Genomic DNA, 24571 nt, shown 5'->3' with positions numbered 1-24571 from the left:
TGCCAGCCCTGCGGCACACTGGCGGCATGTTGCGGACCGGCACCCTGAAGAACGTGGCCGTCGTGCTGCTCGACGGCGCGAACCCCTTCGAACTCGGCGTCGTCTGCGAGGTGTTCGGCCTCGACCGCAGCGACGAGGACCTGCCCGTGTACGACTTCGCGGTGGTCGCGGCGGAGAGCGGGCCCCTGAGCAACCACGCCGGGTTCTCGATCACCGCTGAGCACGGCCTCGACCGGCTCGAAGAGGCCGATCTCATCGCCGTGCCCGCGGGCCAGTCCTTCGTGGACCGCGACTACCCCGAGGAGCTGCTCGCCGCCCTGCGCCGCGCGGTGGACCGCGGGGCACGCGTCCTGTCGGTCTGCTCCGGCGTCTTCGTGCTCGGCGCCGCGGGCCTGCTCGACGGCCGCCGCTGCGCGGTGCACTGGCGGCACGCCACGGAGCTCGCGGTGCGCCATCCGCGCGCCGAGGTCGAGCCCGACGTCCTGTACGTGGACGAGGGTCCCGTGATCACCTCCGCGGGCACCGCCGCCGGGATCGACGCCTGCCTGCACATCGTGCGCCAGGAGCACGGCACCGAGGTCGCCAACGCCATCGCCCGGCGCATGGTCGTACCGCCCCACCGGGACGGCGGCCAGGCCCAGTTCGTGGAGCGCCCGCTGCCGCGCACGTCGTGCGACACGGTGGGCGGGGTGCTGGCCTGGATGGAGCGCCATCTGGACTCGGACATCACCGTCGAGCGGCTCGCCGAGCGGGCCCACATGTCGCCGCGCACCTTCGCCCGCCGCTTCCAGCAGGAGACCGGCACCACGCCCTACCGCTGGCTCCTGCGCCAGCGCGTGCTCCTGGCGCAGGAGTTGCTGGAGAGCTCGGACGAGACGGTGGACGCCATCGCCGGGCGTGCCGGTTTCGGCAACGCCGCGGCGATGCGCCACCAGTTCCTGCGGGCGCTCGGCACCACGCCGAACGCCTACCGCCGTACCTTCCGCGGCCCGGCCGTCAGCGCCGCTCGGCCCGCAGGAGGGCCTTCTTCGGCTGCAGCGTGATGCCGATCTTGGCGTCGGCGTCGGTCTCCGCGACCGGCGCCAGGTGCCACTTCGGCGCCACCGTCGCCAGGATGATGGCGAGTTCCGCCAGGCTGAAATGGTCGCCGGGGCACTTGCGGTTGCCGGTGCCGAACGGCATCATCGCGAACTCCGGGACGTCACCCGCACGTTCCGGATTCCAGCGGTCCGGGTCGAACGCGAGATGCTGCTCGAAGGAACGCGGATCACGCTGCATCGCGTACACGCTGTAGACGATGTCGGCCCCGGCCGGAATGCGGTAGCCGCCGAGGCTGGTTTCCCCCACCGACCTGCGGGTGAATATCCACGCCGCCGGCTGTATGCGCATGGCCTCGGTGACGACATTCCGGGTGTGCGGAAGGCTTCCGAGGTCGGCGAATGTGATCTCCCGGTCCGGGGCGACGGCATTCACTTCTTCAACCAATCTCCTTTCCTGCTCGGGGTGTTCGGCAAGGAGATGGAACGTCCATGCCAAGGTCGACGCGATATTCTCCGCGCCTGCCACGACAAGGGAGATCACATGGTCGTGGACCTCTTGATCGCTGAGCGGCCGGCCCGATTCGTCGCGGGCCCGCAGCATTTCGGCCAACAGGTCGTTCTGGTCACCGCCGGCCGCCCTGCCTTCGGCGATGATCTCGTCGACGAGCGCGTGCAGATCGGCCAGCGCGCTCTGGAACCGCCGGTTTCCCTGGGTCGGCACGCGGTACAGCGGCCCGACCGAGAGGACCATCCTGCGGTAGAGCCCCTCGAAGACCGTGTGCAGCGATTCGGCGATGCGGTCCGCCTTGTCGCTGATCGCGTCGACCTCCAGGAGCGAGCGGGACACGACGCGCACGGCGGTGCGGAACATCTCCGCGTTGATGTCGACCGTGTCGCCCGGCCGCCACCGCGCGGCCGTCGCACGGGCCTCCTCCTCCATCACCTTGGCGTAGTCGGCGATCCGCTCGGGCCTGAACGCGGGCTGCATCATGCGCCGTTGACGCCGGTGCAGCTTGCCGTTGCTGGTCGCCACGCCCTTGCCGAGGAGCACCTCAAGGGTCTCCCAGAGCGGTCCGCCGACGATGTACTCGGGGCTGCGCAGCATCTGCCCGACCAGCTCCGGATCGCAGACCGCGTAGGCAGTCTTGGGTCCCAGCCTTATCCGTACGAGATCACCGTGGTCCCGTAGCGCGGCGAGGAAGCCGAGCGGGTCACGCACCAGGTTCCATGCGTGACCGATGAGCGGGGCACCTCCGCTGACGAGCGGTGGGGTCATGGTCGCGGGTATCGCGGATTCGACGCTCATTCGTCACCTACCACATCGTTTTCGGCCAAGTCGATGATTGCCGCGTCGCTCACATACGGGGGAATGGACCGGTCGTCCCAGGAATCCACCCGATAGCGGCCGGATTCGTGATGGAACCAGTACACGGAAGAGAACCAGTTCCGCATGTTCGCGATGCAGGATTCCACCGCGTCCGCGAGTGCCCTGCCCTGGACGCTTCCGTCCGCCAACTGTCCGGCCAGACGCAGCACTTCTTTCTCCGCGACGAGGAAATCCGATATGCATCGGGTCACCCGGCGGTGTACTTCTGTCACGGCCTCTTCGAGGGAAAGTCCCTCGTGCTGGATCAGGCTGATCCCGAGATTGTGCAATTCATCTCCCGCGAGTTCTTTGGGGAGCGAGCACAGGTCGTTGTACCAGGCGGAGAAATCCTGCGTGGCGAGCGCGGCCCGCCGATATGCCGGATGCTTCCGCACCGCCGACGGCAGCTCGTGGCGTGCCGTGGGCTCCAGCAGGTCGATCCACGTCCAGTGGGCGAACGTCAGCCTGCGCAGCTCAATGTACGCCTCGACCGTCGGGACCGTACCGGTCCTGCGGTTCCTGAACTCCAGGTCGTACGCTTCGATGACGCTGTGGAAATGCCGGGCGAACCGGGCGTTCCAGCTGGCCCCGAGGTGCGAGTACAGCCGCAGGACGCAGTCCGCGAAGCCCGCGACCAAGGGGTCGCGGTGGTGCAGTTGCTGCCGGGGTGCCCGGAGCGCCTCGTGGAGCCCGCGGCACAGGCGGCGCCACTGCGCCGTCCTGCCGTGCACCGAGTCGCGGTCGTGCCGGTCGTCCCACGCGAAGAACCAACTGCTGAGGTCGGCTATCGCGCTGAGCAACTCGTCGGGGGCGCCAATGTAGTAGCCGGCGACCAGGTCGGTGTAGCACAGGCTGTCCGCGTACCGCTCGACCTTGTCCGCGGGCATGAGGCGCATTTCGCGCAGCCACGTCCTGGACTTCTCCTGTAGCTGCGGCCAATACGGATGCAGTTGGCGAGGAAACCCTGACTCGATCACCGGAAGCACCAGCGCCGGTGGCACGGATACCGCCCGCGCATGTGTCTGTGTCGGTGAAATGCCATGTGAATATGCAGGCACGGACAAACCCCTCTCAGCCGCGTGAGACGTACGCCCCTCCCGCCGTACCGGGCGCGCGCCGTTGTGTATCCCCGCGCTTTCCATTCAGCACCACAACTGACCGTTCAGGGAACAGATTTGCGCCATTCACTACCCCCCAGTGCCGAGAAAATCCCTGTACGTGACTGATTCTGGATCATCAAGAGCCTGATTCGATCGCACAGCTGACCGGTCCGGGTCGGTTCATGCGAACGGCCCCTGGCCGGGAAGGAGTTCCCGGCCAGGGGCCGCAGGTGACGCGCGGTGCGCGCGCGTCAGGAGTCGACTAGGCGTTCGGCACCACGGGGTAGCGCGGAGTGCCTTCTTCCATCTGCCGCAGCGCGTCCTTGCGGTCGCGCTTGGACAGGCGGTCGATGTAGAGGTAGCCGTACAGGTGGTCCGTCTCGTGCTGGAGGCAGCGGGAGAAGTAGCCCGTGCCCCGCACCTTGATGGGGTTGCCCTTCTCGTCCTGGCCGGTGACCTCGGCGTAGTCCGGGCGGGCCAGCTCGGCGTAGGCCGTGGGCACGGAGAGGCAGCCTTCGTTCGACTCGTCCAGCTGGCGCCGGTCGGCCGGCAGCTCGCTCAGCACGGGGTTGCACACCGCGCCGACGTGCCGCCTGCCCTCGTCGTCCATGCAGTCGTAGACGAAGACCTTCAGGTCGACGCCGATCTGGTTGGCGGCCAGGCCCACGCCCTCGGCGGTCCGCTGACTGGCGAACATGTCGGCGACGAGCTGTTCGAGGTCGGCGTCGAAGGCGGTGACGTCCTTGCACTCCTTGTGCAGCACGGGGTTGCCGACGACCGTGATGGGCCGGGACGTGCCGCGCTCGCGGTAGCCCGTCTCCCGCTCCTCGCAGTCCTCCGTGTCGATGACGAAGCCCTCGTCGTCTACGGGGAGGACCCCGCCCGAGGCCTGCTGCTCAGTGTCCTGCGCCATTGTCCGACGTACGCCTTCCTGGGGATCCACAAGAGATGGTGCCGGTACAGCCTACGGCCAGGAGTCAGCAGACCTCTTCCAGATCCCGCCAGTCGCGGGAGTCCGGGCTGTCCGCGACCCAGCCGTCGAGCAGCCCGCGCACCAGGGCGGCGGGCGCCGCGATGCCGCATTCGCGCTCGGGCACCCACAGGGCGCCGGGGCTGCGGTGACCGAGCGGCCCGGGGTGGCCCGGCTCGCTGTGGTCGTGCGGGTCCAGGTGCTCGCCGTCGCCCTCGTCGCTCGGCATGCGGCTCTCGGAGCACATGCGGCACAGCAGCCGCACGGACGAGGACCAGTCCTCGGCGGCGAAGCCCGCGTCCGCGGCGAGCTTCTCCAGGGCGTCCCGGTCGTCTTCGGTGGCGGCCTCCAGGAGGACCACCCAGGTCGGGACAGGTGAGGGAGCCCACAGCTCGATCTCGTCGAAGACGGGATACGAGTCCCCCGCCCCCGTCGTCCGCTCGCCGTGCGGGACGCCGTCGTGCAGCACGACCTCTCCCCAGCGGCGCCCGGAGGAGGGCAGCGGGATGGAGAGCACCTCGATCCGCGCGGGGTCGAGCCTGCGGCCCCACACGACCTCGGCCTCCCCCTCGGGCGACAGCCGCACGGCGGCGCTGCCCAGGTCCATGCCGGTCGGCTCCCCGGAGGCGGCCACGCCACCGGGCACCTTCAGGCCGTACGCCTGCCAGGCCCGCCGGGCCAGCGGCCAGTCCTGGAGGGCGGTGGCGGCGATGCCCACGTTCCACCAGTCGGGGGCGCCCGCCGAACGGTCGAGCAGCGCGACGGCCCGCAGGCCCGCGGCCCGCGCCTGCTCCCAGTCGTGCCGGAACTTGTGGAGCAGCGCGAGGTTGAACCAGGACTCCGAGAGCCACGGCTCGAGATCCGCCGCGCGGGTAAGGAGCGCGCCCGCGTCCTCGTACCGCCCGTCGCCGATCAGCGTGAAGGCGCGGTCGGTGGCCTGCCGCCATGAGGCGGAGGGCCGGTGCCGTCCCTTGCCGAAGATCCTCACGATTCCCGCCTGCCGGTACTTGAGTTCCTGCGTTCCGATGTGCCCTGAGGGCCCTCTTCGCATCCAACCACGTACGGTCGGACGGCCGCTCATTACCCATGGGTTACCCAGCCGACGGCAAGCTATGACCGCCCCGTGCGAGCACCCGGGCCAGGGCTTCCACCACTTCGGGCTGATAGTCGCGGCCGGTGCCGAGGCGCAGCCGCTCCAGGGCGTTGAGCGGGCCCGTGGGACCTTCTCCCCGCGCCATCTCGTCGTACGCGTTCGCGGCGCGCACGATACGGGCGGTGAGCGGCTGGTCGCGGTACGGATCCGCCTGCCGCTCCACGACCACGGCGACGTCGCCCTTCACCCCCGTCTGACGCACGACGGCGCCCCCGAGCAGGGCTATCCGCCGCTGTTCGGCGTCCGGCAGGCCCGCGGTCGCGCCCGCGGGCACCGGGTCGAGCAGGGAGAGCTGCCCGATGTCGTGCATCAGGGCCGCGTACTCCAGGACGGCGAGGTCCGGCGCGGAGAGACCCAGCTCACGCCCCACCGCCCGGCTGAGCCCCGCCACCCGGCGCGCGTGGCCCTGCGGGGTGTATCCGGCGATCTCGGTGGACCTGGCGAGCGAGGTGATGGTCTGCCGGTAGGTGGTCCGCACCGCGGCGTACCGCCCGAACGACAGCTGGGTCAGGAGCAGCGGCAGGCTGAACACCGGCAGCGCCCAGAGCCCCGCCACGGCCACCGCGAGCGCCATGACGGCCCCCGTCGCGCACACGGCGGACCCGATGCCGAGCATGGCCCGCAGCTCGTCGCGCAGGAGCGGTCCGAAGGGCCAGCGGGTCCTGGCGTGCGCCATGGCCGCGGCGAGCACGGCGTCGCACAGGGCGGTGAGGACGAGCAGGGCGGCGATGACGGCGGCGAAGCCGGGGCCCTGGCCCACCCACTCCTCCAACTTGCCCGCGTTGTAGAGCGGTTGGAAGCAGGCGGCGGCGAACCCCACCGTGAGCACCCGCCGGGCCACGTGGTCGAGGGCGGGCGCCTTGCCGAGCGCCACGTGCGGCACCGCCCCGACGAGCGCGGCGGCGACCACCACGGCGATCACCTGGAACACCCCGTGGTGCGTGGGCCGCCCGCCGGCCTCCCCCAGCAGCGCGTACGCGAGCGCGCCCGCGGCCCCGAGCGGCGCGGGCTCCCGGTCGCTGCCGCCGGAGCCCCAGCGGGCCAGCTCCCCCACGACGACCAGCGCCCCGAAGGCGAGCGCGATCCCCCCTTCGGCGACGCCGTGCCACAGGGTCCAGGCGAGGGCGATGAGGGTGAGCAGCCCGGCGGAGCCGTGGACCAGGGCCGTCACCGGGGTGGGCGGGCGCCGCGCGCGGGCGGCCCTCACCGCTGGGCCGTCCCCGGGGCGGCGGGGACTCCGGGCTCCCCCTGGCGGGGCCCCGGCACCTCACCGGTGTCCGAGGTGACCGCGGGATGCCATCCGTGCCGGTCCAGGGCCCGCCGCAGGGCGGTGACCATCGCGGGGTCGAACTGCGAGCCCGCGCACCGGCTCAGCTCGGCCACGGCGGCCTCCACGGGCCGTCCCCTGCGGTAGGACCGCGTGGACGTCATGGCGTCGAACGCGTCCGCGACGGCCACCACCCGGGCGAACTCGGGGATCTGCCGCCCCACGAGCCCGTACGGATAGCCGCTGCCGTCGATCCGCTCGTGGTGGTGGAGGATCGCCGCCCGTGCCTCGCCGAGGAAGCCGATGCCGCGCACCATCTCGTGCCCGTACTCGGGGTGCAGCTCGATGACCCGGCGCTCCTCCGGGGTCAGCGGCCCGTCCTTGCGCAGCAGCCGGGTGGGGACGCCGAGTTTGCCGACGTCGTGCAGGATTCCGGCGAACCGCAGGCTCTCCACCCGCTCGTCCGCCATCCCCAGCTCCCGCGCGATCAGCACGGAGGCCCGCCCCACGCGCTCGCTGTGCCCGCGGGTGTACCGGTCCTTGATGTCCACGGCCTGGACGAGCGCGCGGATGGTGGCCTGGTGGGCGGCGCGCTCGCGGTGGTACTGCGCGAAGACCCAGCAGGAGACGCCCATCGGGAGCAGCACCAGGAGGGCGGCCAGTGGCCCGTAGGGACTGCGCCACAGCACCGCCATCATCAGACCGGCCAGGCCGTGCACCGCGACCGGCGCGAACGACCGCAGGAAGAGCCCCCGCCACGCGGTGCGCGCCGGCACCCGTTCCGCGGTGGCCAGGATGCCGCCGTCCAGGACGGTCAGGACGGCGGAGAAGGCGAGGACGGCCGCTCCCGCGGGCACGAGCGCGTACGGAAAGGCGGGCGCGGCCACGGCCTGGTGCCCGCCCAGCGAGCCGTACACCCACGCGGACGCCCAGGCGGCCAGGACTAGTTGGGCCGTGCGCCAGATCCTGCGCACCCACCGGGGGCGGCGCTCCACGCGGGCGAGCAGCGCCCCGGGCACCGCCACGAGCGCGGCGGCCGCGGGCGGCAGCAGGAAGACGGCGGCGAGCAGCACCGGGAAGAAGGTGCCGAGCCCGCCGAGGCCGTGGCGCGGGGTCCCCGCGCGGCGGCCGATGATCCGGCAGCGCGAGGCCTGCTCGCACCCGGCGTAGAGCGCGGCGAGCGACACGAGCGCGGGCCACGGCGTGCGGGCGGTCAGCGCGGGCGCCGCGCAGGCCCCGGCGGCCAGGGCGGCGCACAGGATGTAGGCGCGCGCCCAGGGGGCGATGGACCGCATGGCACTGCCTCCTCCCCCGTGACCGCCCCCGGGATCACGTTCCAAGGTCCGGAGACTAGAACGACCGCCGCGCGCGCAGCGCCCCTCCGGCGGAAATTGGCACCGTACGAGTGACGGCACACGCAAAAAGCAGGCCGTGACGGCTTTCCCGTCACGGCCTGCTCATGCTCAACTACCGGAAGTTCAGGCTTCCTTGGCCCGCAGACCCTTGGCGGACACACTGCCCTCCGCCGTCACCGTCTCCACCGTCACGTCGTGCTCGGGCACCGCCTCGCCCGAGCGGATCAGATCGATGCGGCCCATGACCTTGGCGCGCAGGTCGACGGGGACGTCGTCCTGGCCGCAGCAGCGCTTCACCAGCTTCTTGACCGCCTGCTCCAGGCCGTACTTCTCCAGGCACGGAGAGCACTCCTCGAAGTGCGTCTCGAACTTGGTGCAGTCACTGTCCGGCATCTCGTGGTCCAGGAACTCGTACAGATGGTCCAGGACTTCACTGCAATCCGTCTCGTGCGGCTCTCCGCAGCTCATGAGCCTGAGCCTTTCGCTTCGTTCGACGACTCTGACGCGGCGCCGGCGGGGACGAGGCCGCGGTCACGGGCGTAGTCCTCGAGCATGCCGCGCAGTTGGCGACGGCCGCGGTGCAACCGGGACATCACCGTACCGATGGGTGTCCCCATAATGTCCGCGATCTCCTTGTACGCAAAGCCCTCGACATCGGCGAGATAGACGGCGATGCGGAATTCCTCGGGGATCGCCTGAAGCGCCGACTTCACGTCCGAGTCGGGCAGGTGGTCGAGCGCCTGCGACTCGGCGGAGCGCAGACCGGTGGACATGTGCGACTCGGCGCGTGCGAGCTGCCAGTCCTCGATCTCCTCGGCGGCGCTGCGCTGGGGCTCGCGCTGCTTCTTGCGGTACGAGTTGATGAACGTGTTGGTGAGGATGCGGTACAGCCACGCCTTGAGGTTCGTGCCCTCACGGAACTGGTGGAACGACGCGTACGCCTTGGCGTAGGTCTCCTGCACCAGGTCCTCCGCGTCCGCCGGATTGCGCGTCATGCGCAGCGCGGCCGAGTACATCTGGTCGAGGAAGCCCAGGGCGTCCCGCTCGAAGCGGGCCGTGCGCTCCGCCGACGTCTCGGCGCCTCCGTCGGGTCGCTCCGCCCGGCCGTTCTCGGCCCCTGCGTCGGTCCCAGTGACCGGACCCACCTCCTCCAAAGACGTGATGGAACCGAAAGCAGTCCCACTCGAATCGGAGGATAGACGACGATCCGGTCCCGCCGCCGCCCGAACAGGAGCGGTCTTGGGCGCGCTCAGCACCGTCCATTCCAGGTCAGGGGCGCTGGAGCGGGCCGGGCAGATGGTCGAACCCATGCGGCGGACTTCCTCTCGTACCTAACAGTCTTCGGTGTCTGTTCGGCACAACAGAGGTCACGCATCCAACATTCCCGCCCACCGGATGACGCCATCCGTGATGCGCGTCATGGCCTCGGCCTCGCCGATGCCCGCCCGTTTCGGGATCGCGAAGCCGTGGTCGCCGCAGGGGATCTCCACGAGCTCGTACGCCCCCTCGGGGAACTCCGCGGGCTTTCCGAAGGGGTCGTTTCCGCCCTGCACGACCAGCGTGGGCACGCCGGCGCCGAGCAGTTCCGCCGCGCGCGACTTCTCCGGCTTGCCCGGCGGGTGCAGCGGGAAACTGAGCGCGAGCACGGCTGCGGCGCCCAGCTCGGTGGCCGTGCGGCAGGCGACGCGGGCCCCGGCGCTGCGGCCGCCCGCGATCACCGGAAGGCCGGGCGCGGCGAGCGCGGGCCACAGGCCGCGCCAGCCCGCGTCCAGCGTCTTCGGCGCGGGCGCCAGCTTCTTGCCCGCGACGCGCCAGGGCTGCTCCACCAGGGCGACGGTGACGCCGTGCGCGGGCAGGGCGGCGGCGATGGCCCGCAGGTCGCGCGCCTCGATGCCGCCGCCCGCGCCGTGGCTCACGGCGAGCACGAGGCGGGCTTCGCGCCGCGGGGCGGGATGCCAGGTGACGCGTGCCTCACCGGCGTCGGTCTCGACGGTCTCGGTCCGGGGCTCGGACTGGGGCTCGGACTGGGGCTCGCTCTGGGTCTCGCGCTGGGGCCCACTCTGGGGCTCACTCTTGGTCACGTCAGAAGAGTGTGCCTTCTTCGGGGCCCTCCAGCTCCTTCAGCAGCTCCGGGCCGTTGTTGCGGACGTTGCTGACCGCCGTGGACACCGGGTAGGCCCGCATCAGGCCGTGCGGGGGCGGCTCCAGGAGCGTGCGCAGGTCCTCGGGGTCCTTGCGCGAGGGGTCGAGCCAGGCGTCCCAGCGGTCCGGGGTCAGCATCAGGGGCATCCGCGGGTGGATGTCGGCCAGCGTGCGCGGGCCTTCCTCGGGGGCGACCGCCAGGGGCGCGGTCTCCGCCTCCGTGGTGATCACCGTGCACGTCACCCACCAGGCCAGGGGGTGCTCGTCGGGGAGCGTCTTGTCCCGCCAGAATTCGTAGAGCCCCGCCATCGCGAAGACCGAGCCGTCGGCGGGCGTCACGAAGTACGGCTGCTTGCGGGGGCGCTTCTTCTTGCCCTCGACCTCCAGCTCCCGCTCGCCGGATCCGGTGACCCACTCGTAGTAGCCGTCGGCCGGGATGACGCAGCGGCGGGAGGTGAAGGCCCGGCGGTACGAGGGCTTCTCGTGCACGGTCTCCGCGCGGGCGTTGATCATCCGGGCGCCGCCCTCGGGCGTCTTGGACCAGGACGGGACCAGGCCCCACTTGAGCGTGCGCAGCTGGCGAACCGGGCGGGGGTCTTCCGCGTCTTTCACGGGACGGTCGAGGACCGCGTAGACCTCCTTGGTGGGGGCCACGTTGAAATCAGGGGCGAGCGCTTCTTCCGGCTCCCACTTCTCGATCTCAAAGATTCCTGCGAGATCCTCGGGCCTACGACTCGATGCATACCGTCCGCACATACGTGCCAGACTGCCAGACCCCGTACGACCAGAGGAGCCGGTCCCGAAGATGGCACGAGCAATGGAAGTCACCGCGAACGCCGGTCTGACGGACCTCTGGGACCGGGTCTTCGGCACGCAGGCGGCCCCCGACGAGTGGCTGGTGATCGCCACCGGCCTCGTCGCGCTCGCCGTCGTCGTCCCGCACGGCATCTGGCGGCTCGCCCGCAACGCCATCACCATCGCGCACGAGGGCGGCCACGGCCTGGTCGCCCTCCTGACCGGCCGCCGCCTCGACGGCATCCGGCTGCACTCCGACACCAGCGGCCTCACGGTCTCCCGGGGCAAGCCCACCGGCATCGGCATGATCCTCACCGCCGCCTCGGGCTACACCGCCCCGCCGCTGCTCGGTCTCGGCGGCGCCGCGCTGCTGGCCGCCGGGCACATCACCGCGTTCCTGTGGCTCGCCACGGCGCTGCTCCTGGTGATGCTCGTCATGATCCGGAACGCGTACGGCGCCCTCACGGTGGTCCTCACCGGCGGCACCTTCCTGCTCGTCTCCTGGCTGACCAGCTCGCAGGTGCAGGCGGCGTTCGCGTACGCGGTGGTGTGGTTCCTGCTCCTGGGCGGCGTGCGTCCCGCCTTCGAGCTTCAGTCCAAGCGCAGGCGCGGCGGGGCGGGCGACTCGGACGCGGACCAGCTGTCCCGGCTGACGCACGTTCCCGCCGGGATGTGGCTCTTCCTCTTCCACGCCGTCTCACTGTGCTCACTGATAGGCGGCGGTCGCTGGCTTCTCGGCCTCTGAGCAGCGCCGACTGCGCCGTCACCGTGAGCCACTAAAGTGTGGGCATGACCGTTAACCCAGCGCACAGCACCCTCTGGCCAGCCCCGCACGCGAGCGGAGCCGTCGCCGCGACGGTCCATGTGCCCGGGTCCAAATCGGTCACCAACCGCGGTCTCGTCCTCGCCGCGCTCGCCGCCGAGCCCGGCTGGCTGCGCCGGCCGCTGCGCTCCCGCGACACGCTCCTGATGGCGGGCGCCCTGCGCGCGCTCGGCGTCGGCATCGAGGAGGGCGTGGGTCCGGACGGCTCCGGCGAGGCCTGGCGGGTCATCCCCTCCGGACTGCACGGCCCCGCCACGGTCGACGTCGGCAACGCGGGCACGGTCATGCGCTTCCTGCCCCCGGTCGCCGCCCTCGCCGACGGCCCGATCCGCTTCGACGGCGACCCCCGTTCGTACGAGCGGCCGCTGAACGGCGTGATCGACGCCCTGCGCGCGCTCGGTGCCCGCATCGACGACGACAGCCGCGGCGCGCTGCCGCTGACCGTGCACGGCGCCGGCGCCGTGGACGGCGGCCCGGTCGAGATCGACGCCTCCTCGTCCTCGCAGTTCGTGAGCGCCCTGCTGCTCTCGGGCCCGCGCTTCAACCAGGGCGTCGAGGTGCGGCACACCGGCTCCGCGCTGCCCTCCATGCCCCACATCCGGATGACCGTCGACATGCTCCGCGCGGTCGGCGCCCAGGTGGACACCCCGGAGTCGGGCGGCGAGCCGAACGTGTGGCGGGTCACCCCCGGCGCCCTGCTCGGCCGTGACCTGACCGTCGAGCCGGACCTGTCCAACGCCCAGCCGTTCCTGGCGGCGGCCCTGGTCACCGGCGGACGCGTCACCATCCCGGACTGGCCCGCGCACACCACACAGCCCGGCGACAGGCTGCGGGAGATCTTCACCGAGATGGGCGGCTCCTGCGAGCTGACCGAGCAGGGGCTGGTGTTCACCGGCTCCGGCTCGATCCACGGCCTGGACGTGGACCTGAGCGAGGTCGGCGAGCTGACTCCCGGCATCGCGGCCGTGGCGGCCCTCGCCGACTCCCCCTCGACCCTGCGCGGCGTCGCCCACCTGCGCCTGCACGAGACGGACCGCCTGGCGGCCCTCACCAAGGAGATCAACGAACTCGGCGGCGACGTCACCGAGACCGCCGACGGCCTGCACATCCGGCCGCGCCGCCTGCACGGCGGGATCTTCCACACGTACGACGACCACCGTATGGCCACCGCCGGCGCCGTCATCGGCCTGGCGGTGGAGGGCGTGCAGATCGAGAACGTCGCGACGACGGCGAAGACGCTGCCCGACTTCCCCGACCTCTGGACCGGAATGCTCGGGAACTGACGGGCGGATCCAGAACATGCGCCGCTACGGAAAGAACCCCGACGAGGACGACATCCGCGTCCGCCCCAACCGCAAGGGCAACCGCCCGCGCACGCACATCAGGCCCAAGCACGAGGACGCGTCCGACGGCATGGTCCTCACCGTCGACCGGGGCCGTCTGACGGTCCTGGTCGAGGACCGGACCGTGATGGCCATGAAGGCCCGCGAACTGGGCCGCAAGGCCGCCGTGGTGGGCGACCGGGTCTCGCTCGTCGGTGACCTCTCCGGCAAGAAGGACACCCTCGCGCGCATCGTGCGCATCGCGCCGCGCACGTCGGTCCTGCGGCGCACGGCCGACGACGACGATCCGTACGAGCGGGTGGTCGTCGCCAACGCCGACCAGCTCGCCATCGTCACGGCCCTCGCCGATCCGGAGCCGCGCACGCGCTTGATCGACCGCTGCATCGTGGCGGCGTACGACGGCGGTCTCACGCCGCTGCTCGTCCTGACCAAGTCCGACCTGGCGTCCGCCGACAAGATCCTGGAGACCTACTCCACGCTCGACATGCCCTATGTCGTCACCAGCCGCGAGGAGTTCACCGACGGCGCGGAGCTCGCCCGGGTGCACGAGGTGCTCGACGGCAAGATCACCGCGTTCGTCGGGCACTCCGGGGTGGGCAAGACGACCCTGGTGAACGCCCTCGTCCCGGAGGACCGGCGGCGCAGCACCGGGCACGTCAACGCCGTCACGGGCCGCGGCCGCCACACCACGACGTCGGCGCTGGCGCTGCCGCTCGCGGGCTCACCCGGCGGATGGGTGGTCGACACGCCCGGCGTGCGCTCCTTCGGCCTGCACCACGTGGACCCGTCCCGCGTCATCCTCGCCTTCCCCGACCTGGTGCCGGGGACGGAGAACTGTCCGCGCGCGTGCAGCCACGACGAGGCGGACTGCGCGCTCGACGCCTGGGTGGCGGAGGGGCACGCCGATCCCGCGCGCCTCTACTCGCTGCGCAGGCTCCTCGCGACCCGTGAGCGACGCGACGGCGACTGACCTGGCCGTTGTTTGCGCCGGGGGCGCGGCGGCAAAGGCATAATCGCAGCAAGCCTGATCCGAGCCAGGCGAAGCGGTCACCGAACGTACGTTTGCGGGAGGCAGAGACATGGCGTGGCTGCTGGTCATCGTCGCGGGGTTCCTGGAGACCGGCTTCGCGGTCTGTCTGAAACTGTCGCACGGCTTCACCCGGCTCTGGCCGACCATCACGTTCGCGGCCTTCGCCCTCGGCAGCTTCGGTCTGCTCACCCTCGCGCTGCGCAAGCTCGACGTGGGTCCGGCGTACGCGGTGTGGACGGGCATCGGCGCCGCGGGCACCGCGATCTACGGCATGGTCTTCCTCGGCGACGTGGTCTCCACCCTCAAGATCGTCTCCATCTCGCTGGTGATCGCCGGCGTCATCGGCCTCCAGCTCTCGGGCTCGGCGCACTGACGGCCCCCGGGCCCGGTGCACTGACGGCCCCCGGGCCCGGACAGCTTTCGGCCTCGGCCCGGTGATCCGCCTGTCCGCCTGATCCGCCCGATCCGCCCGATCCGGGCACCGCGCGCTCGTCTCAGGCGTTGATCCAGCGCCCGAGTGTCCCGCGCACCAGCTCCACGGGGTCCTCCCCCGCGGGCGAGGGCGCGACGACGTACGACAGCGCCATCCGTATCGCGCTCTCGCAGGCCATGGCGAGCTCCTCCGTGTCCTTGGGCCGCGCCCGGCCGTTCAGCGCGGTCACCGCCTTCTCCCGGACCAGGGCGAGCAGCTCGGCGGGCGACGGGACGCCCGCGTCCGCGCGCCGCTGCGCCGGTACGGCCGACGCGGAGATCCCGGGCCTGCTCGGCGCGGGCAGCCGCTCGCTCCAGCAGCCGGTGAGCATGGCGCGCGCGAGGTCGTTCCCGCGGGCGGCGGAGATCGTCCACGCGGTCACGGCCGCGAGGCGGTCCACCGGTCCGCCCTCCCCGGCCAACGCCTGCTCCACGCCGTGCAGATACGCGTCGGTCTCGCGGCGGAGCAGGGCGCGCGCGAGGCCGTCCTTGCTGCCGAACTCGTTGTAGAGGGTCTGGCGGGACACTCCTGCGGTGGCCGCGACATCGACCATGCGGACACCTGGCCAGGGGCGGCGGGCGAGCGCCGTGCCGGCCGCGTCCAGTAAGGATTCCCGTGCTGCAGGCATCGTCGCCTCCCGGGGCCGCAGCGGCTCTGCGGCCAGAGTTGACGTGCTCCGAAGCGGTGTCAAGAGGCCCGGCGCGAGGTGGCGCGGTATGCGTCATGTCCCGGAATGGCCCGGACATACGGCGCTGTGGCTCAGGCAGAACGAGATCGATACTGTTCACTCATGCCCGACTACCACGATGATCTGCGTCTTGCCCACGTCCTCGCGGACGCCGCCGACGCCGCGACGATGGACCGGTTCAAGGCTCTGGACCTCAAGGTCGAGACCAAGCCGGACATGACGCCGGTGAGCGAGGCGGACAAAACGGCCGAGGAGCTGATCCGTTCGAACCTGAAGCGGGGTCGGCCGCGCGACGCGATCCTGGGCGAGGAGTTCGGCGTCGAGGGCACGGGTCCCCGCCGCTGGGTGATCGACCCGATCGACGGCACCAAGAACTACGTGCGCGGGGTGCCGGTCTGGGCCACGCTGATCGCCCTGATGGAGGCGGGCGAGGGCGGCTTCCAGCCGGTGGTGGGCGTCGTGTCGGCGCCCGCGCTCGGCCGGCGCTGGTGGGCGGCCAAGGGCGCCGGTGCCTACACCGGGCGCAGCCTGACCTCCGCGACCCGGCTGCACGCCTCGAAGGTCTCGCGGCTCCAGGACGCCTCGTTCGCGTACTCCTCGCTCACGGGCTGGGAGGAGCAGGGCCGCCTTGACGGGTTCATGGACCTCACGCGCGCGGTCTGGCGCACGCGCGGGTACGGCGACTTCTGGCCGTACATGATGGTCGCCGAGGGGTCGGTCGACATCTGCGCGGAGCCCGAGCTCTCGCTCTGGGACATGGCGGCGACCGCGATCATCGTGACCGAGGCGGGCGGCACCTTCACCGGCCTCGACGGCGCTCCGGGCCCGCACAGCGGCAACGCGGCGGCGTCGAACGGCCTGCTCCACGACGAGCTGCTCGGCTACCTCAACCAGCGCTACTGAAGCGCACGCCTCGCTCCCGCACGCCCTGAACCGGCGGCACGCGCCCCCTTGTTGACCGCGGACATCGCTGCGACTCTGAGAGTTCCCCCACTTGTGAACTTGTGAATCGCTTCTCTTGCGGTCCACTCAGGAGGTGGCTCAAGCCCATGCTCGTCCGCGACGCCATGAGCACGGTGGTCCTCACCATCGGCCCCGCCCACACACTGCGCCAGGCAGCCCGCCTGATGTCCGCGCGCCGTGTCGGCGCGGCCGTCGTCCTCGACTCCGATACCTGCGGCCTCGGAATCCTGACCGAGCGCGACGTCCTGGTCTCCCTGGGGCTCGGCCAGAACCCGGACACCGAGACCGCCGGCACCCACACCACGACCGACGTCGTCTTCGCCGCCCCGTCCTGGACCCTGGAGGAAGCGGCCGACGCCATGTCGCACGGCGGCTTCCGGCACCTGATCGTCCTCGAAGGGAACGAACCGGCCGGGATCGTCTCGGTCCGCGACATCATCCGCTGCTGGGCCCCGAGCAGGCGCCCCGCGCCCACGCTCACGGTCTGAGCGCTCCCCGCGAACGGAAGGCGGGCCGGACCCCCGAGGGGATCCGGCCCGCCTTTCTCCCTACGACAAGCGCGGTCAGCCGCGCAGGGCCTGGACCGCGGCCTCCAGACGCTTGCCGAAGTCACCGTCCGCCTGACGGAAGTTGTTGATCGCGCGCTCGGCGATCTCGTCGCGCGAGACCTTGGCGATGAAGCCCGACAGGTTCTCGATCAGACGGACCTTCTCGTCCTCGGACATCAGGCGGTAGAGGTTGCCCGCCTGCACGAAGTCGTCGTCCTCGGCGTGCGAGGGGGCCTCGTGGTTGCCCGTGCCGCCGCTGACCGGCGTGGTCACCCACAGCGGCCGGTCGGTCTGGAAGGGGCCGCCGAAGGAGTTCGGCTCGTAGTTCTTCGCGCCCTTGTGGCGGCCGTCGTACAGCGCGCCGTCACGCGAGTTGGTGCGCGCCTCGGTGGCGTGCGGGCGGTTCACCGGCAGGTGGTCGGCGTTGATGCCGACGCGGTAGCGGTGGGCGTCGCCGTACGCGAAGAGGCGGCCCTGGAGCATCTTGTCCGGGGAGGGACCGATGCCCGGCACGAAGTGGGCGGGGCTGAAGATGGACTGCTCGACCTCGGCGAAGACGTTCTCCGGGTTGCGGTTGAGCTCCAGCTTGCCGATCTCGATCGGCGGGTAGTCCTCGTGCGGCCACACCTTGGTGAGGTCGAACGGGTTGAAGCGGTAGGTCGCCGCCTCGGCCGCCGGCATGATCTGCACCTGCACGGTCCAGGACGGGTACTCACCGCGCTCGATGGCCTCGCGCAGGTCGCGCTGGTGGGAGTCGGGGTCCTCACCGGCGAGCTTGTTGGCCTCGTCCTGGGTGAGGCTCTTGATGCCCTGGTCGGTCTTGAAGTGGTACTTGACCCAGAAGACCTCGCCGGCCTCGTTGTTCCACTGGTACGTGTGCGAGCCGTACCCGTTCATGTGGCGCAGCGTCGCCGGGATGCCGCGGTCGCCGAAGAGCCAGGTGACCTGGTGGGTCGACTCGGGGCTCAGGCCCCAGAAGTCCCACACGTTGTCGGCTTCCTGCGAGCCCGTGTACGGGTCGCGCTTCTGCGTGTGGATGAAGTCGGGGAACTTGATGGCGTCCTTGATGAAGAAGACGGGGGTGTTGTTCCCGACCAGGTCGTAGTTCCCCTCCTCCGTGTAGAACTTCAGGGCGAAGCCACGGGGGTCGCGCACGGCGTCGGCGGAGCCGAGGTTGCCGGCCACGGTCGAGAAGCGCAGGAAGGTCTCCGTCTGCTTGCCGACCTCGGAGAGGAACTTCGCACGCGTCCACCGCGAGACGTCACGGGTCAGCGTGAAGGTGCCGTACGCGCCGGCGCCCCGCGCGTGGACGACCCGCTCCGGGATGCGCTCGCGGTTGAAGTGCGCGAGCTTCTCCAGGAGTGCCTGGTCCTGCACGAGCACCGGACCGCCGACACCAGCGGTCTCGCTGTTCTGATTGTCGGCGACCGGCGCGCCGGCCTCCGTGGTGAGGGGTCCCTGCGTCACGTGCGCCTCCTGCGTCATTACCTGCAAGTCCTGTCCTTCGGCGGTTGCCCTTGGCTTCTGCCGAACTCGATCCTACAATGGACTTTGTCCAAGTCAAGCAGACATCCAAAGTCACACCTCGTCGGGACTTGACCCCCTCGCCTGTTAGGCTGGTTCTCATGAGCGACCTGTTGGAACGACTGCGCGGACGCGGCTGGCGCATGACCGCGCAGCGACGTGTCGTGGCCGAGGTCCTCGACGGCGACCACGTCCACCTGACCGCGGACGAAGTGCACGCCCGCGCCGTGGGCAAGCTGCCCGAGATCTCCCGGGCGACCGTCTACAACACCCTGGGCGAGCTGGTGACCCTCGGCGAGGTCCTGGAGGTCTCCACGGACCGCAGGGCCAAGCGGTACGACCCGAACGCCCACCGCCCCCACCAGCACCTGGTGTGCGCGCAGTGCGGCACGATCCGTGACGTCCACCCCACGGGGAACCCGCTGAGCAGCCTCCCCGACTCGGAGCGCTTCGGCTTCACGATCGAGGGCGCCGACGTCACGTACAGGGGCACGTGCCCGAACTGCGCGGCATAGCCCTTCTCGTACGGTCACGAACCCCCGGCAGCCGGTCAGGCGCCGGGGGTTCGTGCTGCGTGGGCAGCGCATCTCGGCCGGTGCAGGACCCTTCCGGAATCTGACGGTGCGTCATATCGTCGGGCGGGCCCCGTATCCGCCTGCCCTCCGCAAGGAGAATCCCGTGGGAGATCCGCACCCGAAACTAGAAGCCCACGCAGTGACGAGAACCTTCGGCCGCGGCTCCAAGGCCGTGCACGCCCTGGGCCCCGTGGACCTGGAGATGGCCCCGGGCGAGTTCACCTGCATCGTCGGCCCCTCCGGCTGCGGCAAGTCGACGCTGCTGCGCATAGCCGCCGGCCTCCTGCGCCCCAGCGAGGGCGCCCTGAAGATCCGCACCACCGATCCGCGCCCCGCCGCGATGATCTTCCAGGACTACGGCATCTACGACTGGAAGACCGTCCAGGCCAACGTCCGCTTCGGCCTGGACATCCAGAAGGTCACCCGCCGCGAGGCGGACGCCCGGGCCAGGGACTGGCTGACCCGCCTGGGCCTGGCCGACTTCGCCGACGCCTACCCCGCCACCCTCTCCGGCGGCATGCGCCAGCGCGTGGCCATCGCCCGCGCCCTGGCCGTGGAGCCCGAGATCCTGCTGATGGACGAGCCGTTCGCGGCCCTGGACGCCCAGCTCCGCACGATCCTCCAGGACGAACTCCTCGACCTCACCCAGACCACCCGCACCACCACGCTCTTCATCACCCACAGCCTCGAAGAGGCGATCGTCCTCGGCGACCGCGTCCTGGTCATGTCCGCCCGGCCGGGCCGCGTCATCGCCGAGCACCGCCCGCCGTTCCCCAGGCCCCGCACCGGAGACGTCCGCGCGACCCCCGAGTTCACCGCCCTCAAGGGCGAGCTGTGGGACCTGCTGCGCGGCGAGGTGGTCCGCGAGGACGAGGCGGTCCCGGCATGACGACGGCCACCCCGCGCAAGGCGGCGGACCCCGGGGACGACGAGGACGGCGTACTCGTCCGCAGCCCCGGCCCCCAGGAACTGCACCCCGCCCGCACCCACCGCAGGCGCCGCACCCTGGAGACCGGCCTCGCCGTCGCCGTCCCCCTCGCCCTGATCCTCCTGTGGCAGCTGGCCGCCACCCAGGCCTGGATCGACGACCGCGTCTACCCCGCTCCCCAGACCATCCTGGAGGACGGCTGGGAGCGCGCGGCGCGGGGCGACCTGTGGCCCGACGTCTGGGCCACCCTCAAGCGCGTCCTCGCCGGTTACGCCATCGGCACGGTCACCGGCTATGCGCTCGGCCTGCTCATGGGCTCGCTCTCCCTGGTGCGCGCGGCGCTCGAACCCCTCCTGGACGCGCTGTACGTCGTACCGAAGCTGGCCCTGCTGCCCGTCTTCCTGAACATGTTCGGCCTCGGCGAAGGGCCGCAGATCGCGCTCGTGGCGGCCACCGTCTTCTTCTTCGTCTGGATCTCGACGATGGCCGCGGTGCTCGCCGTGCCCTCCGGCCACCGCGACGCGGGCCAGGTCTTCGGCGCCTCGCCCTGGCAGATGTTCCGCCATGTGCTGCTGCCCGCCTCGCTGCCCGCCGTGCTCGTGGGCGCGCGGATCGCGGCGGGGGTCGCCGTCCTGGTGATCGTGGCCTCGGAGCAGATCGCGGCGTCGAACGGGCTCGGCCATCTGATCTTCGACTCCCGGGCGCTGTTCCAGAACGACGTGATGTTCGTCGGCATCGTCTGCGTCGCCGTGCTCGGCGTCGTCTTCTCCGAACTGGTGCGGATCGCGGGCCGGCTGCTCACCCCGTGGGCGCCGCGCGACCGCGGAAGAAGCCAGTCATGACCGTACGTACGAACCCGCTCGGAGGCTCCATGCGTACCCGCACCCGTCGTACCCGTACCCGTCGTACCCATGCCCGTCGTACCCGTACCCGCACCACCGCCCTCACCACGCTGCTCCTGGCGGGCTCGCTGCTCGCCGCCGCGGGCTGCGCCAAGGAGGACGACACCGACCCCGCGGACGCCGCCGCCTCCGCGAAGCCCCGCGCCGTCAAGGCGGTCGCCGGCTGCGGCAAGGGCAGCTGGACGGACCCCGCGGACCTCGCGCCGGACCGGAAACCGGCCCGCTGCGCCAAGGGCGCGCCCGCCCCTCGGCCCCTGGCGAAGGAACGCGACCTCACCATCGCGACCGGCACGCTCAGCGCCGAGTACGTCGCGCCCCTCCAGATGGCCGTCGAGAAGGGCGAATTCAAGAAGGAGGGCCTGAACGTCGACCTCAAGGTGCTCCCCACTCCCGACGCCCTGCCGCTGCTGGCCAAGGGAGACATCGACGCCCAGTGGGCCGCGCCCGAGGCCGCCGTCATGAACGGCATCACCGGTGGCTTCACCATCAAGTGGGCGGCCGGGAACTTCTCCCCCGACGCCCGGTCCAAGAGCGGCCTGTGGGTGAAGCTGAAGAAGGGCGAGAGCCCCGGGCACGTCCCGATGGCGGGCCGCAGACTCGGCACCATGATCGGCAAGGGTTCGGTCATCTCGTACCCCATGAGCAAGGCCCTGAAGAAGCACGGCGGCGGCCTCGACGAGATCCGGTTCCAGCAGCTGGGTTCCGCGGACGTCCTGACCGCGCTCCAGAACGGCGGCACCGACTCCGCCTGGCTCCTGGACCCGGTCTGGCGCAAGGTCGACGGCGACGAGCGGTACGCCTTCCTCGGCGGCCAGCCCCGGGGCGAGCCGCTCGGCGGCCTCCTGTTCGGGCCGAACTTCCTGACCGAGGACCCGGACGCGGGGGTCGCGCTGCTGCGCGCGTACATCAGGACCGTGAACACGTACTTCGCCGGGGACTACAAGGCGGACAAGGCCTTCGTGACCGAGCTCGCGAAGCTCCTGAAGACCGACGAGGCGGTCCTGAGGTCGACTCCGTCGCTGCGCATGGACTGGGAGATCAGGGCCGGCACGACGGACCGGCTCCAGGCGGCGTACGAGGCCGCGGGCGTCGCCGAGGGCGACCGGGTCCCGGAGGGCAGGGCGGTGGACCGCAGGCTGTACGAGGAGGCGGTGGGCCACAAGCGGTAGCGTCCCGGAACGGTGACGTCCAGGAATGCACCAAGGGCCGGAAAGCTTCGAAAAGCATTCCGGCCCTTGGCCTTCAGTAGCGGGGACAGGATTTGAACCTGCGACCTCTGGGTTATGAGCCCAGCGAGCTACCGAGCTGCTCCACCCCGCGCCGTTGTGTTGTAACCGTACGCCAGCGCCCCCGACCAGCGCAAATCCATTCCCGGCCCGGCGCCCACACCGCCCGTCCCTGCTGTGGGCAGGCGTTCCGCAGGGCGGGTGGGCACAGCCCGCCCGCCGGGCCGCACCCGCCCGGCGGCCGCAAGGCGGGACGAGCGCAGGCGCACGGCACACGAGGGCAGAGCGGACCAAGGCGAGGCAGAGGGCTAAGCGGTCAGCTCCTGCTGCAAGGCCTCACGCAGCCGAGCCGCCCGCTCGGACACCTCAGCGGGCCCCAGCTCGACCGCCCGGGAAGCCCACCGCTGCCCCTCCACCAGCTGCCCGCGCCGAGCGTAGAGCAGCGCGAGCCGCAGCGCCGCGCGCCCGTGCCCCGCGTCAGCGGCCCGCGTCCACCACAGCGCCGCCTCCGGCTCACTGCCCTCGCGGGCCAGCAGTAGCCCGAGGTTGAACGCGCCGTTCCGGCTGCCCGCGTCCGCCGCCAGGCGGTACCACCGGGCCGCCTCGACGACGTCCCCGCGCCCCGCGGCCAGCATCCCGACCCGCACCTGCGCACGCCGGTGCCCCTGCTGGGCAGCCCGCTCGTACCACTCCTCGCACTCGGTCTTCACCGCCACCGGCTCCCCGAGCGCGGGCGGGCCCGCGGCGGAGCGCCGCGCGTCGAGCACGGTGCCCAGGCGGTACGCCGCCTCGGCGCTGCCGCCGCCCGCCGCGCACCGCAGATGCCGCTCGGCCTCCTGCTCGTCGCCCTCCCGCAGCCGCGCGGTGCCCACCTGGAGCGCGGCCTCGGTGTGCCCGGCGGCCGCCGCACGCTCGTACCAGGGCAGGGCCGAGTCCTCGTCGTCACGGGACGCGTACAGGATCCCGAGGTTGAAGGCGGCGTCCACGCTGCCCGCCTCGGCGGCCTTGGAGAACCACGGCTCGGCACCCGCCGCGTCGCCGCCCTGGAGCAGCAGCACGGCGAGCGCGTTGGCGGCCTCGCGGTGGCCGGCGTACGCCGCACGGCGGTACCACTGGTCGGCCTGCGCGGTCCGCCCCTGCTCGGCGCAGAGCAGACCGAGGTTGTACGCGCCGTTCACGTCCCCCGCGTCCATGGCGGCCCTGTACCACCGCTCGGCGGTCTGGGTCTCGCCCCGCTCGGCGTGCAGCGCGCCCAGGGCGTTGGCGGCGTTCCCGTCGCCGTCCTGGGCGGCTTTCAGCCACCAGACGGCGGCGCTCTCCTCGTCGCCCGCGTCGCGCAGCAGGAAGCCGAGGGCGCAGGCGGCACGCGCCTCCCCGTCCTTCGCGGAGTTGAGGTACCAGCGCCCGGCCTCCTTCAGCTCGCCGCGCTGCTCCAGGATCGCGCCGAGGTGCAGGGCGGCCCGCCGGTGGCCGCGCGCGGCGGCCTGGCGGTACCACTGCTCGGCCTCGGCCGCGGCGGAACGCGCGCCTTTGGCCTTGGGGTCGGTCCTGGCGGCCGCCTTGGCGCCGGCCTTGCCGCTGCCGGTGCCGCGCTCGGCGGTGGCCCGCCGGTCCAGGGCGCGGGCGATGCGGTAGGCGGCCTCGCGGTGACCGCGCTCGGCCGACGCCCGCATCCAGCGCTCGGCCCCGACGTCACCGCGGTGTTCGAGAAGATCGGCGAGGGCGTACGCCCCCAGGGCGTGGCCCTGCTCGGCGGACTGCCGCAGCCAGTACTCCGCGGCGGGCTCGTCGCCGCGCTCGCGGTGGTGGCGGCCGAGCGCGTGCGCGGCCGCGGCGGAACCGGCGACGGCGGCGACGCGCCACCATCCGGCCGCCTCGTCGGCGTACCCGCGCTGGTGGAGGAGGACCCCGAGGTTGTTGGCCGCGGCGCGGTCGCCCTCGGCGGTCGCGGCACGCAGCAGAGACTCGGCTCCGTCGAGATCACCGCGGCGCAGCAGAAGGCTTCCGAGGACGCTCATCGCGTCGACGTCTCCGGCCTCCGCGGCCAGTCGATGACGCAACTCCTCGGCGGCCGTCCCGGGATCCTCCCGGTCGGCCGGCTGCACAAACCGCCCTGTCTCCAACAGAGTTGCCTTGTCCCCCATAACGTCCATCGTCGCACCACCTGCAACCTGGGTACACCTGGTATACCGCAGCCAGTGAGGTCACTTCAGCGTTTTGTCGACTTGCCCACAGAGAGATAAGTCAAACACGATTCTCCCAACTCCCCCCTCGGGGAGCACGGTTCGCACAGACCAGCGCACGCCGCCACGGGCCCCGGTCACACACGACGAAGGCCCGGATCCGATAAGGATCCGGGCC

Annotated in this window: 24 protein-coding genes and 1 tRNA gene; 11 read left to right on the top strand and 14 right to left on the bottom strand. The window is 71.6% G+C overall.

The genetic code is table 11. The annotated features are described in order from the left end of the window. The first annotated feature begins 26 nt into the window (after positions 1-26). Positions 27-1043 (top strand): helix-turn-helix domain-containing protein, encoded by a 1017-nt coding sequence (locus QBL25_RS27230; RefSeq protein WP_409059594.1) that lies wholly within the window; start codon positions 27-29, stop codon positions 1041-1043. On the opposite strand, the gene QBL25_RS27225 is transcribed toward QBL25_RS27230, so the two are convergent. The 10 genes from QBL25_RS27225 to QBL25_RS27180 form a co-directional block, all read right to left on the bottom strand. Continuing rightward, positions 997-2346 (bottom strand): cytochrome P450, encoded by a 1350-nt coding sequence (locus tag QBL25_RS27225; RefSeq protein WP_409059593.1) that lies wholly within the window; start codon positions 2344-2346, stop codon positions 997-999. The two genes, QBL25_RS27230 and QBL25_RS27225, sit on opposite strands and share 47 nt — an antisense overlap. Then, positions 2343-3464: an epi-isozizaene synthase gene (gene cyc1, locus QBL25_RS27220; RefSeq protein ID WP_409059592.1), complete on the bottom strand. Its 1122-nt coding sequence runs from the start codon at positions 3462-3464 to the stop codon at positions 2343-2345. The genes QBL25_RS27225 and cyc1 overlap by 4 nt, the downstream gene beginning before the upstream one ends. A 304-nt stretch (positions 3465-3768) precedes the next feature. Beyond that, a complete protein-coding gene (gene def, locus QBL25_RS27215) occupies positions 3769-4419 on the bottom strand; it encodes a peptide deformylase (RefSeq protein WP_409059591.1) in 651 nt (216 codons plus the stop codon). A 64-nt stretch (positions 4420-4483) separates the two neighbouring features. Next, positions 4484-5464 (bottom strand): hypothetical protein, encoded by a 981-nt coding sequence (locus tag QBL25_RS27210; RefSeq protein WP_351163657.1) that lies wholly within the window; start codon positions 5462-5464, stop codon positions 4484-4486. Between the two features lie 103 nt (positions 5465-5567). After that, positions 5568-6836, bottom strand: a complete 1269-nt coding sequence (locus QBL25_RS27205) for an HD-GYP domain-containing protein (RefSeq protein ID WP_409059590.1) — start codon at positions 6834-6836, stop codon at positions 5568-5570. Then, the gene (locus QBL25_RS27200) at positions 6833-8191 is read right to left on the bottom strand and encodes an HD-GYP domain-containing protein (RefSeq protein ID WP_409059589.1); all 1359 of its coding nucleotides are present in this window, start codon (positions 8189-8191) and stop codon (positions 6833-6835) included. The genes QBL25_RS27205 and QBL25_RS27200 overlap by 4 nt, the downstream gene beginning before the upstream one ends. A gap of 183 nt (positions 8192-8374) precedes the next feature. After that, a complete protein-coding gene (rsrA, locus tag QBL25_RS27195) occupies positions 8375-8719 on the bottom strand; it encodes a mycothiol system anti-sigma-R factor (protein ID WP_409059588.1) in 345 nt (114 codons plus the stop codon). After that, entirely contained in the window at positions 8716-9396 is a 681-nt protein-coding gene (locus QBL25_RS27190; protein WP_409059587.1) for a sigma-70 family RNA polymerase sigma factor, read from the bottom strand. The genes rsrA and QBL25_RS27190 overlap by 4 nt, the downstream gene beginning before the upstream one ends. A 222-nt stretch (positions 9397-9618) precedes the next feature. Next, positions 9619-10332: an alpha/beta family hydrolase gene (locus tag QBL25_RS27185; protein WP_409059586.1), complete on the bottom strand. Its 714-nt coding sequence runs from the start codon at positions 10330-10332 to the stop codon at positions 9619-9621. Between the two features lies 1 nt (position 10333). Beyond that, a complete protein-coding gene (locus tag QBL25_RS27180) occupies positions 10334-11149 on the bottom strand; it encodes an SOS response-associated peptidase (RefSeq protein ID WP_409059585.1) in 816 nt (271 codons plus the stop codon). A gap of 61 nt (positions 11150-11210) precedes the next feature. On the opposite strand from QBL25_RS27180, the gene QBL25_RS27175 reads away from it, so the two are divergent. From QBL25_RS27175 to QBL25_RS27160, 4 genes are all read left to right on the top strand, one after another. Continuing rightward, a complete protein-coding gene (locus QBL25_RS27175; RefSeq protein ID WP_409062796.1) occupies positions 11211-11933 on the top strand; it encodes a M50 family metallopeptidase in 723 nt (240 codons plus the stop codon). Positions 11934-11977: 44 nt separating this feature from the next. Then, positions 11978-13294, top strand: a complete 1317-nt coding sequence (aroA, locus tag QBL25_RS27170) for a 3-phosphoshikimate 1-carboxyvinyltransferase (protein WP_409059584.1) — start codon at positions 11978-11980, stop codon at positions 13292-13294. A 16-nt stretch (positions 13295-13310) separates the two neighbouring features. Then, positions 13311-14324, top strand: coding sequence for a ribosome small subunit-dependent GTPase A (rsgA, locus tag QBL25_RS27165; RefSeq protein WP_409059583.1), 1014 nt, complete (start codon positions 13311-13313; stop codon positions 14322-14324). A gap of 109 nt (positions 14325-14433) precedes the next feature. Continuing rightward, on the top strand, positions 14434-14757 hold the full coding sequence (locus QBL25_RS27160; protein WP_249587857.1) for a multidrug efflux SMR transporter: 324 nt from the start codon (positions 14434-14436) through the stop codon (positions 14755-14757). A gap of 121 nt (positions 14758-14878) precedes the next feature. Here the strand turns inward: QBL25_RS27160 and QBL25_RS27155 are convergent, their stop codons facing one another. Next, the gene (locus QBL25_RS27155; protein WP_409059582.1) at positions 14879-15484 is read right to left on the bottom strand and encodes a TetR/AcrR family transcriptional regulator; all 606 of its coding nucleotides are present in this window, start codon (positions 15482-15484) and stop codon (positions 14879-14881) included. A 162-nt stretch (positions 15485-15646) separates the two neighbouring features. Between QBL25_RS27155 and hisN the strand changes: the two genes are divergently transcribed. Continuing rightward, positions 15647-16447: a histidinol-phosphatase gene (gene hisN, locus QBL25_RS27150; RefSeq protein WP_409059581.1), complete on the top strand. Its 801-nt coding sequence runs from the start codon at positions 15647-15649 to the stop codon at positions 16445-16447. Positions 16448-16593: 146 nt separating this feature from the next. Further along, complete coding sequence (locus QBL25_RS27145) at positions 16594-16995, top strand: cyclic nucleotide-binding/CBS domain-containing protein (protein WP_409059580.1); 402 nt, start codon at positions 16594-16596, stop codon at positions 16993-16995. Between the two features lie 75 nt (positions 16996-17070). Here the strand turns inward: QBL25_RS27145 and QBL25_RS27140 are convergent, their stop codons facing one another. Continuing rightward, on the bottom strand, positions 17071-18540 hold the full coding sequence (locus QBL25_RS27140; protein ID WP_409062795.1) for a catalase: 1470 nt from the start codon (positions 18538-18540) through the stop codon (positions 17071-17073). Between the two features lie 140 nt (positions 18541-18680). On the opposite strand from QBL25_RS27140, the gene QBL25_RS27135 reads away from it, so the two are divergent. The 4 genes from QBL25_RS27135 to QBL25_RS27120 all read left to right on the top strand — a co-directional run bounded on the left by QBL25_RS27135 (position 18681) and on the right by QBL25_RS27120 (position 22153). Then, positions 18681-19094, top strand: a complete 414-nt coding sequence (locus QBL25_RS27135; protein ID WP_409059579.1) for a Fur family transcriptional regulator — start codon at positions 18681-18683, stop codon at positions 19092-19094. A 163-nt stretch (positions 19095-19257) separates the two neighbouring features. Continuing rightward, positions 19258-20043 carry an ABC transporter ATP-binding protein gene (locus tag QBL25_RS27130; protein ID WP_409059578.1) on the top strand — a complete coding sequence of 262 codons (786 nt, stop codon included), beginning with the start codon at positions 19258-19260 and terminating at the stop codon, positions 20041-20043. Next, entirely contained in the window at positions 20040-20924 is an 885-nt protein-coding gene (locus QBL25_RS27125; RefSeq protein WP_409059577.1) for an ABC transporter permease, read from the top strand. The genes QBL25_RS27130 and QBL25_RS27125 overlap by 4 nt, the downstream gene beginning before the upstream one ends. Next, positions 20921-22153, top strand: a complete 1233-nt coding sequence (locus QBL25_RS27120; RefSeq protein WP_409059576.1) for an ABC transporter substrate-binding protein — start codon at positions 20921-20923, stop codon at positions 22151-22153. The genes QBL25_RS27125 and QBL25_RS27120 overlap by 4 nt, the downstream gene beginning before the upstream one ends. A 77-nt stretch (positions 22154-22230) precedes the next feature. Here the strand turns inward: QBL25_RS27120 and QBL25_RS27115 are convergent. Continuing rightward, positions 22231-22304: transfer RNA gene (locus QBL25_RS27115), tRNA-Met, on the bottom strand. Between the two features lie 214 nt (positions 22305-22518). Continuing rightward, a complete protein-coding gene (locus tag QBL25_RS27110) occupies positions 22519-24363 on the bottom strand; it encodes a sel1 repeat family protein (protein ID WP_409059575.1) in 1845 nt (614 codons plus the stop codon). Positions 24364-24571: the final 208 nt, after the last annotated feature.

Source organism: Streptomyces sp. SYP-A7185 (genome assembly GCF_046103685.1).
Lineage (GTDB): Bacteria > Actinomycetota > Actinomycetes > Streptomycetales > Streptomycetaceae > Streptomyces.
The sequence above is the reverse complement of the archived record's forward strand: the minus strand, read 5'-3'. Positions and strand labels throughout refer to the sequence as shown.

Bases quoted from the DNA above. Each gene is read 5' to 3' on its own strand.
- QBL25_RS27135 (WP_409059579.1), top strand. From the start codon at position 18,681: ATGAGCGACCTGTTGGAACGACTGCGCGGACGCGGCTGGCGCATGACC.
- aroA (WP_409059584.1), top strand. From the start codon at position 11,978: ATGACCGTTAACCCAGCGCACAGCACCCTCTGGCCAGCCCCGCACGCG.
- QBL25_RS27140 (WP_409062795.1), bottom strand. From the start codon at position 18,540: ATGACGCAGGAGGCGCACGTGACGCAGGGACCCCTCACCACGGAGGCC.
- QBL25_RS27120 (WP_409059576.1), top strand. From the start codon at position 20,921: ATGACCGTACGTACGAACCCGCTCGGAGGCTCCATGCGTACCCGCACC.
- def (WP_409059591.1), bottom strand. From the start codon at position 4,419: ATGGCGCAGGACACTGAGCAGCAGGCCTCGGGCGGGGTCCTCCCCGTA.
- rsgA (WP_409059583.1), top strand. From the start codon at position 13,311: ATGCGCCGCTACGGAAAGAACCCCGACGAGGACGACATCCGCGTCCGC.
- QBL25_RS27180 (WP_409059585.1), bottom strand. From the start codon at position 11,149: ATGTGCGGACGGTATGCATCGAGTCGTAGGCCCGAGGATCTCGCAGGA.
- QBL25_RS27230 (WP_409059594.1), top strand. From the start codon at position 27: ATGTTGCGGACCGGCACCCTGAAGAACGTGGCCGTCGTGCTGCTCGAC.
- rsrA (WP_409059588.1), bottom strand. From the start codon at position 8,719: ATGAGCTGCGGAGAGCCGCACGAGACGGATTGCAGTGAAGTCCTGGAC.
- QBL25_RS27145 (WP_409059580.1), top strand. From the start codon at position 16,594: ATGCTCGTCCGCGACGCCATGAGCACGGTGGTCCTCACCATCGGCCCC.
- QBL25_RS27175 (WP_409062796.1), top strand. From the start codon at position 11,211: ATGGAAGTCACCGCGAACGCCGGTCTGACGGACCTCTGGGACCGGGTC.
- hisN (WP_409059581.1), top strand. From the start codon at position 15,647: ATGCCCGACTACCACGATGATCTGCGTCTTGCCCACGTCCTCGCGGAC.
- QBL25_RS27155 (WP_409059582.1), bottom strand. From the start codon at position 15,484: ATGCCTGCAGCACGGGAATCCTTACTGGACGCGGCCGGCACGGCGCTC.
- QBL25_RS27225 (WP_409059593.1), bottom strand. From the start codon at position 2,346: ATGAGCGTCGAATCCGCGATACCCGCGACCATGACCCCACCGCTCGTC.
- QBL25_RS27110 (WP_409059575.1), bottom strand. From the start codon at position 24,363: ATGGACGTTATGGGGGACAAGGCAACTCTGTTGGAGACAGGGCGGTTT.
- QBL25_RS27125 (WP_409059577.1), top strand. From the start codon at position 20,040: ATGACGACGGCCACCCCGCGCAAGGCGGCGGACCCCGGGGACGACGAG.
- QBL25_RS27200 (WP_409059589.1), bottom strand. From the start codon at position 8,191: ATGCGGTCCATCGCCCCCTGGGCGCGCGCCTACATCCTGTGCGCCGCC.
- QBL25_RS27160 (WP_249587857.1), top strand. From the start codon at position 14,434: ATGGCGTGGCTGCTGGTCATCGTCGCGGGGTTCCTGGAGACCGGCTTC.